The sequence below is a fragment of the Benzoatithermus flavus genome (genome assembly GCF_037908215.1).
Lineage (GTDB): Bacteria > Pseudomonadota > Alphaproteobacteria > Geminicoccales > Geminicoccaceae > Benzoatithermus > Benzoatithermus flavus.
This window is the reverse complement of the sequence record NZ_JBBLZC010000001.1, coordinates 122,395-133,770: the sequence shown is the minus strand read 5'-3', so window position 1 is coordinate 133,770 and position 11,376 is coordinate 122,395. Positions and strand designations below refer to the sequence as shown.

Sequence of the window (11,376 nt, the reverse complement as noted above, 5' to 3'; positions counted from 1 at the left end):
CGCGCTCGGCACGATGCTCGCCCTGACCGCTCCGGCCGCCGTCCTCGCGCAGGACCGCCTGCCGCCTGCGGTGGCGGCGGTCATCGACTACCAGCGCATCCTCAGGGACTCCAAGGCGGCGCGGACGATCCGCGATCAGGTGGAGGCGCGCCGCAAGCTCTACCAGGACGAGATCGCCAAGCAGGAGCAGCGCCTGCACGAACTCGACAAGGAGCTCGCCCGCCAGCGTAGCGTGCTGACCCCCGAAGCCTTCGCCGAGAAGCGGCGCGACTTCGAGAGTCAGGTCGCCGAGGTGCAGCGTATGGTGCAGGAGCGCCGCCGGCAGCTCGATCAGGCCGCCGCCGCCGCACTCAACGACGTCCGCTCGGCGATGATCGACATCATCGGCGAGCTCGCCGACGTGCGCGGCTTCAACCTCGTCCTGCCGACGAGCGGGGTGCTCCTGTTCTCGCCCAGGATCGACCTTACCGACGAGGTTCTCTCCCGTCTCGATGCCAAGGTGCCCACCATCAAGGTGCCGGAGAAGGTGGACTGAGCCGGCTGCTGCCGGCCATGCTCGGCCGGTTGCACGCCCGCGAAAACGCGTCTAGGCGAGGGGCGCCCGGCAGGGCCGGTTCTTTCCGGAGCCCGGCCGCCGTCGAATTGCTGCGAAAGGACGATGCATCATGAGCGAGCAGGCCGTGGCGCCCGGGTCACCGCTGGCCGACGTCGACATCTTCGGCATCATGCGGATGATCCCGCACCGCTACCCGTTCCTCCTGATCGACCGCGTGGTCGAGATCACGGCGTTCCAGCGCGCGGTCGGGATCAAGAACGTCACCATCAACGAGCCGTTCTTTCCGGGTCATTTCCCGGCCGACCCGATCATGCCGGGCGTGCTCGTCGTCGAGGCCATGGCCCAGGCCGCGGCGGTCCTCGTGGCCGCGAGCCTGGGCCCCGAGGCCGAGGGCAGCGGCGTCTACTTCATGGGCATCGACAACGCCCGCTTCCGCCGTCCGGTCCGGCCGGGCGACCAGCTCCGCCTCGAGGTCGAGGCGCTGCGCGCCAAGCTCGGGGTATGGAAGTTCGCCGGCAAGGCGGTATCGGACGGCAAGGCTGTGGCCGAGGCCGAGTTCAGCGCCAAGCTGATGCGCTCTTGAAGCCGACTTGCCGAAAGAAGAAGGCGGCGGGCGATGACGCCTGCCGCCTTTTCCTCGCGACGCGCAGCCGATCGGCCAGCGCTCAGCCGCGCCGGTCGATCGGCACGTAGCTGCGGCGCGGAGCGCCGGTGTAGAGCTGGCGCGGCCGGCCGATTTTCTGCTCGGGATCGGTGATCATCTCGTTCCACTGCGCCATCCAGCCCACGGTGCGGGCGAGCGCGAAAATCGCCGTGAACATCATGGTCGGAATGCCCATGGCTTCCAGGATGATGCCCGAGTAGAAGTCGACGTTCGGGAACAGCTTGCGCTGGATGAAGTATTCGTCGTTGAGGGCGATCCGCTCGAGCTCCTTGGCGATCGCGAGCTTCGGGTTGTTTTTCTGCCCGAGCATGGCGAGCACCTCGTCGGCGCTCTCCTTGAGCACGCCCGCGCGCGGATCGTAGTTCTTGTAGACCCGGTGGCCGAAGCCCATGAGCCGGACACCGGACTCCTTGTCCTTCACCTTCTCGATATAGGCCGGGATCCGCTCGGGGCTGCCGATCTCCTCGAGCATCTTGACCACGGCCTCGTTGGCGCCGCCGTGCGCCGGACCCCAGAGTGCTGCGATGCCGGCCGCGACCGCGGCGTAGGGGCTGGCTCCCGTCGAGCCCACGAGACGGACGGTCGAGGTCGAGGCGTTCTGCTCGTGATCGGCGTGGAGGATGAAGATGCGGTCGAGCGCCCGTGCCAGCACCGGGTTCACATGATAGGGCTCGCACGGCACCGCGAACATCATGTGCAGGAAGTTGCTGGCGTAATCGAGATCGTTGCGCGGGTAAACGAAGGGCTGGCCCATCGCGTACTTGTAGCACATCGCCGCGATCGTCGGGATCTTCGCGATCAGCCGGTAGGTCGCGATCATGCGATGGTAGGGATCGTCGGTGTCGAGATCTTCGTAGTAGAATGCCGAGAGCGCGCCCACGACGCCGATCATCACCGCCATCGGGTGCGCGTCGCGCCTGAAGCCACGGAACAGGAACTGGATCTGCTCGTGGATCATGGTGTGGTAGGTCACACCCTTCACGAACTTGTCGAGCTCCTCCCGGGTCGGCAGCTCGCCGTTCAGGATGAGATAGGCGGTCTCGAGAAAGGTGCTGTTCTTGGCCAGCTCCTCGATCGAGTAGCCGCGATGCAGCAGGATGCCTTCGTCGCCGTCGATGAAGGTGATCTTCGAGCTGCAGCTCGCGGTCGAGGTGAAGCCGGGATCGTAGGTGAACATCCCGGTCTGGCCGTAGAGCTTGCGGATGTCGATCACGTCCGGCCCGAGCGTGCCCTTGAGGACCGGGAATTCGGGCGTCTTGCCGTCGCCGGTCGACAGGGTCACGGCCGTCTTGGGTGCCTGGTCGCTCATCTGTTCTCCTCCTTCAGCCGCGGGCCGACGCAGAACCGGAACGGGTTGCCGGGTGTGCCCCGCGCGGGACATTAGGGACCGTCGTCGGTGCTCTCAACGGGACGGCACCGCAGCAGGATTGCGTCCTGTCGCCGCGTCCTCGATCCGGGCGAGCACTTCGGCCCGGCCGAGCACCGCCATGACCTCGAACAGGCCGGGCGAGACCGTGGAGCCGGTGAGCGCCGCCCGCAAGGGCTGCGCGAGCTTGCCGAAGCCGATGCCCATGAGGTCGGCCTGGGCGCGGGTCACGTTCTCGAGCGTCGTCTCCTGCCAGTCCGGGACCGCGGCCAGTGGCTGCATCAGCGCGGCCAGCGTGCGCCGCGCCGCCTCGTCCAGCACCTTCCGCGCCTTCTCGTCGACCGGCAGCGGCCGCGGCCGCACGTAGAACGCGGCCGATTCGGCGAGCTCGACCAGCGTGCGCGCCCGCTGCTTCAGCCCGTTCATGCCGCGCTCGAGCCGGCGCAGCGCCGTCTCGTCGAGGGCGAAGCCCATGGCCTCGAGCCGCGGCCGGATCAACAGGACGAGCCGCTCGTCCTCCGCCTCGCGCAGGTAATGCGCGTTCAGGCTCAAGAGCTTCGCCATGTCGAACCGTGCGGGCGAGCGGCCGACCCCGTCGAGATCGAACCATTCTATCGCCTGCTCGGTCGAGATGATCTCGGCGTCGCCGTGACCCCAGCCCAGCCGCAGAAGATAGTTGCGCATCGCCTCCGGCAGGAAGCCCATCTCGCGATATTCGGTAACGCTCAGCGCTCCGTGCCGCTTGCTGAGCTTGGCACCGTCGGCGCCATGGATCAGCGGGATGTGCGCGAAACGCGGCAAAGGTGCGCCGATCGCGTTGTAGAGCTGGATCTGGCGGAAGGTGTTGGTCAGGTGGTCGTGGCCGCGGATGACATGGGTGATCCCCATGTCGATGTCGTCCACCACCACCGAGAGCATGTAGGTCGGCGTGCCGTCGGCGCGGAGCAGCACCATGTCGTCGAGCTGTTCGTTCGCGACCTTGATCTCGCCCTGGACGAGGTCCTCGAGCTCGGTCTCGCCGGCCTGCGGCGCTTTCAGCCGGATCACGGGCGGTATCCCTGGAGGGGCTTCCCGCGGATCGCGGTCGCGCCAGCGCCCGTCGTAGCGCATCGGCAGGCCCTTCGCGCGCTGCTCGGCACGCATGGCCTCGAGCTCCTCGGGCGTGGCATAGCAGTAATAGGCCTTGCCCTCCTCGAGCAGGCGCCTCGCCACCTCGGCATGGCGCGGGGCGCGCTCGAACTGGAACACCGGCGGCTCGTCCGGGGTCAAGCCCAGCCAGCTCAGCCCGTCGAAGATGGCGTCGATCGCCTCCTTGGTCGAGCGCAGCCGGTCCGTGTCCTCGATCCGCAGCAGATAGCGGCCGCCGTGATGGCGCGCGAACAGCCAGTTGAACAGGGCGGTTCGCGCTCCGCCGATGTGCAGGTAACCAGTAGGCGAGGGCGCAAACCTAACAACAACACTCATAGTTGATTCTGCCGCGCATCCGCGTGATAAGGGAGCCGGTCCTGTAGCACAAGTCGGCATGCGGTGCAGCAAAGGCTCGACCACCCCGTATCGGTGATCGGCAGCGTCGCGGGCGGGCGACGTCCCTGGCGGCTCCTGCACCCGGTGCGCGCGAGCCTCGAGGAGCTCATCGGGCTCCTGGAGCAGGAGCGCTCGCGCTGGCTGCTCTGGCTGCCGGTCCTGGTCGGCGCCGGGATAGTCTGCTTCTTCGCCCTGCCGGGCGAGCCCCCGCTCTGGACGGGCTGGCTCGCCACCCTTCTCGGCCTCGGCCTGCTGATCCTCGCCTGCCGCGCTTGGCCGGCACCGGTGGGTGCCCGCGAGGCGCTGTTCATCGGCGTGGCGGCGACCCTGTTCGGTGCGGCGCTGGCGCAGGTCCGGCTGCACGCCGTCGCTGCCCCGGTCCTCGGGAAGGCGCGCACGGTCGTGGTCGAGGGTCGGATCGCCGACCTCGCGCCGCTGCCTCGCGGCGTCCGTGTGCTTCTCGACCAGGTCCGGCTCGAAGGTGTCCTGCCCGAGCGCACGCCCGCCACCGTCAGGGTGAGCCTGCGCCGGGCACCCGAAGGCCTGATGCCCGGCGAGCGGATCCGGCTCCGCGCCCGGCTGCAGCCACCGCTGGCTCCTGTCTTGCCCGGCGCCTTCGACTTCGCGCGGCAGGCCTGGTTCGAGCGGCTGGGTGCCATCGGCTTCGCGCTCGGTGCCGCCGAGCGGCTCCCCGGTCACACGAGCGGACCGATGCTGATCGTGGCCGGGCTGCGCGCCGCGATTGCCGACCGCATCGTGGCGAGCAACCCCGGTCCCGCCGGTGCGGTCGCTGCCGCCATCATGGTCGGGATCACGGCCGGGATCGATCAAGAGACCTGGCGGGCGATGCAGGTCTCGGGCCTCGCCCATCTGCTCTCGGTCTCGGGCCTGCACATGGCGCTCGTGGCCGGCACCGTGTTCACGGCCTGCCGCTGGCTGCTCGCCCTGATTCCGGCCGTGGCACTCCGTTTTCCGGTCAAGAAGATCGCCGCCCTCCTGGCCCTGCCGGCGGCCTTCTTCTACCTGCTGCTCACCGGGGCCAGCGTGCCCACCCAGCGCTCGTTCCTGATGTCCGCCGTGGCGCTGGTCGCGATCGTGGCCGACCGCGATCCGTTCTCGCTGCGGCTGCTCGCCTGGTCGGCGCTGGTCGTCCTGGTGCTCGCTCCCGAGAGCGTGCTGGGCGCGTCGTTCCAGCTCTCGTTCGCCGCCGTTCTTGCCCTCGTCGTCGCCTACGAGGGCCTGAGCCGGCGGCCACGATCGGGCGACCGGGAGCCTCGGCGCTTCGCCGTCGTCTGGCGCTATCTCGGTGGCATCCTGCTGACCACGCTCGTCGCCAGCGCGGCGACGACGCCGTTCGCGGCCTTCCATTTCCAGACCATTCCCACCTATGGCGTGCTCGCCAATCTCGTCGCCGTGCCGCTGACGAGCTTTCTCGTCATGCCGGCCGGGCTTCTGGGCCTGGCGCTCGTCCCCTGCGGGTGGGACCAGCCTCTGTTCGCGCTGATGACCGGAGGTGTAGAAGGTGTCCTTTTGACCGCGCGGGCCGTTGCCGCCATGCCCGGCGCTTCCCTCCTCGTGCACGCCTGGCCGCCCGAGGCCCTGGCCCTGCTCGCGGGCGGTGGCCTCTGGCTCGCCCTCTGGCAGCAGCGCTGGCGGTGGCTGGGGCTGCTGCCCTGCCTGGCCGCGGCCGTCCTCGTGCTCACGAGCCGCCCTCCGGACCTCCTCGTCGACGGCTCGCTCAACATGGCCGCGATCCGCCACGCCGACGGCGCCGTCACCATGATCGAATGGGACCGCGACCGGCTCGTCCGTGCCACCTGGCTCAGGCATCTCGGGGTCGCCGAGGCGCTGCCGACTCCCGTCGCCGGCGCCGAGCGCGGCATCGCCTGCGATCCGTTCGGCTGCACCGTCGAGCTCGCCGGAAGGCGCGTAGCACTCGCCCGCCGACCCGAGGCCGCGTTCGAGGACTGCGGCCGGGTCGATCTCGTCGTCGCCCGGGTCGGGCCCGAGCGCTGCGGGCGAGGAGGAGCGCTGATCGGCCCGAAGGCGTTGGCCGCATCCGGCGGGATCGCCGTCGTTCGTAGCGATGAGGAGCTCGTGGTCGAGACGGTAGCCGCGCGCCGCGGCCGCTGGCCGTGGGTGCCATCACGAGCGCTTTTGAACGCAAAAGTTGAATAGAATAAAATTGCATCTATTATAAGGCTTCGGTCTTCCTGGACGACGGCAGGACGCGAGCCCTTGGCACCCTCATCGCTCTCGGCGGGACCGCGCGCGGATGGCGAGCTTTCGCTTCTCGAGCTGCTGCAGCTCGTCCACCGCCGCCGGTGGCTGCTGCTGGTCGGGCTGCTCCTGGGCGGTCTCGGCGGAATCGGCGTGGTGGCGCTCGTATCCCCGGTCTATGTCGCGCAGGCCCTCCTGATCATCGAGCCCGACCGGGCCGGGCGCGGCGGCCCGACCGTGGCCTCGGCCAGCGACACCCTGGATAGCGCCTCGGTCGACAGCCAGGTCGAAATCCTGACCTCGCGCTCGCTCGCGCGCCAGGTCATCGCCCAGCTCCACCTCGAGACGGATCCGGATCTGACGGCACGGCCACGAGCCGGCCTCCTCCGCCTCCTGCTGGGCGAGACGACGTCCGATGCCGCAGCGCACGGCGATCTCGTCGGCCGGTTCCTCGACCGCCTCGCCGTCAAGCGGGAGGGCAAGAGTCACGTCATCAAGATCGCCTATCGCTCCGGGGATCCTGTGCGGGCCGCCGAAGTCGCGAACAAGCTCGCCGAGCTCTACATGGTGGGCCAGCTCTCGCGCAAATTCGACGCGAGCCGGCGCCAGTCCGGCTGGCTCCAGGAGCGCCTTGCGGCCCTGAAGGGGCGGCTCGATGCGTCCGAGGCCGAGCTCGCGCGCTTTCGCGCCGCGAGCGGGCCCGTGCTCGGCGAGGGCTTCGCGGCCGATCCCGGCGAGATCGCGGGCTTGAACGGTCAGCTCGTCGCCGTCACGGCCGAACGTGCCGGCAAGGAAGCCGTGCTCGACCGCCTGCGCCGCCTCGTCGCCGGCGACGGGCCGGTCTCCACGCTCGGCGAGCTCGGCAGCTCGCCGCTCCTCGACCATCTGACGGCGCTCAAGGCGGATCTTCTCCGGCGCGAGGCCGAGCTCGCGGCCCAGTACGGCGAGCGCCATCCCAAGATCGTCGATATCCGGGCGGAGAAGGCGAAGCTCGAGGCCCGCCTGCAGCAGGAGCGCCAAGCCCTGCTGCGCCAGTTCGAGGGCGAGGTGGACCGCTCGCGGGCGAAGGAGCGAGCGCTCGCCAGACAGCTCGAGGAGCTGAAGAGCAAAGCGCTGCAGCGCGAGCAGGCGGTTCAGCGCATCCGGGAGCTCGAGCGCGCGGTCGAGCTCGACCGCCGCCTCTACGAGGACCATCTCGCCCGCGCCTCGGCCGAGGAGGTGCCGGAGACGATCCGCGCGCCCGATGCGAGGCTGATCTCCGAGGCGGTGGCACCCACCGAGCCGAGCTTCCCGAAGCCGAAGCTCGTCCTCTCGCTCTCGCTCACCGGCGGCCTGCTCTTGGGCATCGCCGCCATGTACCTGGCCGAGGCGGGCGAGCGGGGCTTCCGCTCCGCGCGCGACGTCGAGGAGGTGCTGGGCCTCCCGGTCCTGGCCCTGGTGCCGAAGCTCGACACCCGCCGGAGCGGGCTGCCGCCGCAGGATTACCTCCTGGAGCGGCCGCGCTCGCGCTACGCCGAAGCGCTGCGCGAGCTCCTGGCCTCGCCGCTCCTGCGCCGTCCCGCCGGCGCGGGCGGGAAGGTCGTCCTCGTCACCTCGTCACTGCCGCGCGAGGGCAAGTCCACCCTCGTCTTGAGCCTCGCCCGTGCCGCCGCCGCCGAGGGCCTCAGGGTGCTCGCGATCGACGCGGACCTGCGCAAGCCCTCCCTGCACGCGCTCGCCGGCCTGAAGGCGGGTGCGGGCCTGGTCGAGGTGCTGCGCCGCGAGGTGCCCTTGGCCGAGGTCGCCGCCGTCGACCCGAAGGCGCCCGTGCGCCTTCTGCCCGGCAGCCAGCGCCTGAGCCAGCCGACCCGCCTCCTCGGCCCCGAGGGGCTCGGAGCGCTGCTCATGGGTCTGCGGCCCAATTTCGATCTCGTCCTGATCGACAGCGCGCCCCTGGTCGCGGTCGCCGACCCGAAGCTGATCGCGGACCTGGTCGACGCCGTGCTCCTCGTCGTCCGCTACGCCGACACGAGGCGCGAGTTCTGCCGCGCCTGCCTGCAGAGCCTGATCGACATCGGCGCCAAGCCGGCGGGCGTCGTCCTGACCCAGACCGACCAGCGTCGCCACGCCCGATCCGCGGCGCATGATGCCGGAGTCGCGGCCGCCCGGCTCGGTGGCTACTATCGGGACTGAGGGCCGGCCGCGAGCGGCCGGTCTCTTCCGGCCCGCGATGCCCGGGCAGGGTGACGGCATTCCTGGCTTGCAAGCGGGCGGGGCAGAGAGTTAGTCACGGGCGATCCTGCCGGCCGCTTCGCGAACTGCTCCGCCCGATGCCTCCCGTCGTCCGCTTCGCGCCCAGCCCCACGGGCTATCTCCATCTCGGCAATGCCCGCATCGCCGTGGTCAACTGGCTGTTCGCGCAGAAGGAGGGCGGACGTCTGATCCTGCGGATCGACGACACCGACGTCGAGCGCTCGGAAGCCCGGTTCGAGGCCGCGATCCGCGAGGACCTGACTTGGCTCGGTCTCTCCTGGCAGCAGGAGGTCCGCCAGTCCGACCGGACGGCGCTCTACGAAGCGGCCTTCGCGCGGCTCGTGGCCGAGGGGCGGGTCTATCCGTGCTACGAGACCCAGGAGGAGCTCGCGGCGCTCCGTGAGCGCCAGCGCGCCGCGGGCCAGCCGCCGCGCTACGACCGCCGTGCGCTCGCCCTCTCCCCGACGGACCGCGCCCGCCTCGAGGCCGAAGGCCGCCGTCCGCACTGGCGCCTTCTGCTGCCGGAAGGCGAGATCGGCTTCGGCGATCTGCTCCTGGGCCCCCGCCGCTTTCCGACCGCGAGCCTGAGCGATCCCGTGCTGCGTCGGGCGGACGGCTCCGCCACCTATCTCTTCGCCTCGGCGGTCGACGATGCCGATCTTTCCGTGAGCCACGTCATCCGCGGCGAGGATCACGTCACGAACACGGTGCTCCAGCTCGCCATTTGGGCAGCGCTGGGCGAAGAGCCGCCTGCCTTCGCTCATCTCCCGCTGATCAGCGACGCCGCGGGGCGCAGCTTCTCCAAGCGCCTGGGTGCTCTGAGCCTGCGCGCCTTGCGCGAGCAGGGGATCGAGCCCATGGCGATCGTCCTGACGCTGGCCGCACTCGGCACGGCCGAAGCCGCCGACCCGGCGCTCGGGATGAGCGACCTCGTCGCCCGCTTCTCGCTCGAGGCCTATGGCCGTGCCGCACCCAAACTCGTCGTCGACGACCTGCCGCGCTTCTCGAAGGCCGTCCTCCACCACCTGCCGTTCGCGGCCGTGGCGTCCAGGCTCGCCGCACTCGGCCTGGATCGCGCGGACGAGGCCTTCTGGTGCGCCGTGCGCGGCAATCTCGACCGGCTCGAGGACGCCAGGGACTGGTGGGAGGTCTGCACGCGGCCGCTTCGGCCCGTGATCGCCGACCCGGAGCTGCTCGCGGCTGCGGCCGAGCTCCTGCCGCAGGACGTGGGCGACGAAGCCGCGTTCACGGCCTGGATCGACGCGCTCAAGGTCCGCACCGGCAGGAAGGGCAAAGCGCTGTTCCGGCCCCTACGTCTGGCGCTCACCGCCCGCGAGCATGGACCCGAGCTGAAACATCTGCTACCGCTCCTCGGCCGTGACCGGGCATGGCACCGGCTGCGCGGCGAGACGGCTTAGCGATCCAGCGGGACGGTTCGGACGTGACCGAGGTGCAGCTTCGATTGCACAACACGCTCTCGCGCACGAAAGAGCTCTTCGTGCCGGTCGATCCCGCGCGCGTGCGCGTCTATGTCTGCGGCCCCACCGTCTACCAGCGCATCCACATCGGCAACGCGCGGCCACTCATCGTCTTCGACGTGCTGTTCCGCCTGCTCCGCCACGTCTACGGCGCCGGCCACGTCACTTACGTCCGCAACATCACGGACATCGACGACAAGATCATCGATCAGGCGAGAAAGAACGGCGAGACCATCCGCTCGCTCACCGAGCGCACCGCTGCCCAGTTCCACGAGGACGTAGCGGCCCTGGGCTGCCTGCCGCCGACCTTCGAGCCCCGCGCCACCGAGCATGTCACGGACATGATCGCGCTCATCGAGACGCTGATCGCGAAGGGCCACGCCTACGCGGCCGAAGGTCACGTCCTGTTCCACGTGCCTTCCATGCCTGCTTACGGCCGCCTCTCCGGCCGAGAGCGCGAGGACCAGATCGCCGGGGCGCGGGTCGAGGTGGCACCCTACAAGCGCGATCCGGCCGACTTCGTCCTGTGGAAGCCGAGCCCTCCCGATCTTCCCGGCTGGGACAGCCCCTGGGGCCGCGGCCGGCCCGGCTGGCACATCGAATGCTCGGCCATGAGCGAGCACTTCCTGGGCCCGCTCCCGTTCGACATTCACGGCGGCGGGCTCGACCTCATCTTCCCGCACCACGAGAACGAGATCGCGCAGAGCTGCTGTGCCCGCGGCCTCGACACCATGGCCCGCTTCTGGCTGCACAACGGCTTCGTCGACATGCGCGGCGAGAAGATGGCGAAGTCGGTCGGCAACGTGGTGCGCGTTGCCGAGACGCTGGCGGCCGTGCCGGGCGAGGCGGTGCGCTGGTGGATGCTCGGCACCCACTACCGTCAGCCGATCGACTATACCGAGGAGGCGCTGGCCGAGGCCAAGCGCGCGCTGAACCGCTTCTACAGTGCTCTCGCCCGGGTGCCGGCTTCTGCGGGCGAGCCCGATCCGGCCCTGGTCGAGGCGCTGGCCGACGATCTCAACACGCCCAAGGCGCTCGCCGTGCTCCACGAGCTTCTGAACGAGCTCAACCGCACGGGCGACCCGGCGCTGGCTTCGCGCCTGCGCGCCTCGGCCGGCCTTCTGGGTCTGCTCGCAAGCGAGCCCGAGGCGTGGCTCAAGGGCGGTGAGGGCCTCGAGCCGGCCCGCATCGAAGCCCTGATCGTCGAGCGGCAGGCCGCGCGCAAGGCGAAGGACTTCGCCCGTGCGGATGCGATCCGGGCCGAGCTGCTGGCACAAGGCATCATTCTCGAGGACAATCCGCAAGGCACCACCTGGCGGCGCGCGTAAGCTCAACG

At 70.1% G+C, this 11,376-nt stretch carries 8 protein-coding genes; 6 read left to right on the top strand and 2 right to left on the bottom strand.

The genetic code is table 11. From position 1 onward, the window contains the following. Positions 1-13 precede the first annotated feature (13 nt). Both U1T56_RS00595 and fabZ read left to right on the top strand, forming a co-directional pair. Positions 14-535, top strand: coding sequence for an OmpH/Skp family outer membrane protein (locus U1T56_RS00595; protein WP_418157485.1), 522 nt, complete (start codon positions 14-16; stop codon positions 533-535). Between the two features lie 130 nt (positions 536-665). After that, on the top strand, positions 666-1,139 hold the full coding sequence (gene fabZ / locus U1T56_RS00590; protein WP_418157484.1) for a 3-hydroxyacyl-ACP dehydratase FabZ: 474 nt from the start codon (positions 666-668) through the stop codon (positions 1,137-1,139). A gap of 82 nt (positions 1,140-1,221) precedes the next feature. Here fabZ and gltA read toward each other — a convergent pair whose 3' ends face one another. Both gltA and gltX (U1T56_RS00580) read right to left on the bottom strand, forming a co-directional pair. Then, positions 1,222-2,529: a citrate synthase gene (gltA, locus tag U1T56_RS00585; protein WP_418157483.1), complete on the bottom strand. Its 1,308-nt coding sequence runs from the start codon at positions 2,527-2,529 to the stop codon at positions 1,222-1,224. Between the two features lie 93 nt (positions 2,530-2,622). Beyond that, positions 2,623-4,050: a glutamate--tRNA ligase gene (gene gltX / locus U1T56_RS00580; RefSeq protein ID WP_418157482.1), complete on the bottom strand. Its 1,428-nt coding sequence runs from the start codon at positions 4,048-4,050 to the stop codon at positions 2,623-2,625. A gap of 63 nt (positions 4,051-4,113) precedes the next feature. Between gltX (U1T56_RS00580) and U1T56_RS00575 the strand changes: the two genes are divergently transcribed. The 4 genes from U1T56_RS00575 (at position 4,114) to cysS (ending at position 11,368) form a co-directional block, all read left to right on the top strand. Then, the gene (locus U1T56_RS00575) at positions 4,114-6,288 is read left to right on the top strand and encodes a ComEC/Rec2 family competence protein (RefSeq protein WP_418157481.1); all 2,175 of its coding nucleotides are present in this window, start codon (positions 4,114-4,116) and stop codon (positions 6,286-6,288) included. Between the two features lie 60 nt (positions 6,289-6,348). Further along, positions 6,349-8,502, top strand: a complete 2,154-nt coding sequence (locus tag U1T56_RS00570; RefSeq protein ID WP_418157480.1) for a GumC family protein — start codon at positions 6,349-6,351, stop codon at positions 8,500-8,502. Positions 8,503-8,639: 137 nt separating this feature from the next. Next, on the top strand, positions 8,640-9,980 hold the full coding sequence (gene gltX / locus U1T56_RS00565; protein WP_418157479.1) for a glutamate--tRNA ligase: 1,341 nt from the start codon (positions 8,640-8,642) through the stop codon (positions 9,978-9,980). A gap of 32 nt (positions 9,981-10,012) precedes the next feature. Further along, positions 10,013-11,368, top strand: a complete 1,356-nt coding sequence (gene cysS / locus U1T56_RS00560) for a cysteine--tRNA ligase (protein ID WP_418157828.1) — start codon at positions 10,013-10,015, stop codon at positions 11,366-11,368. The last annotated feature ends 8 nt before the right edge of the window (positions 11,369-11,376 follow it).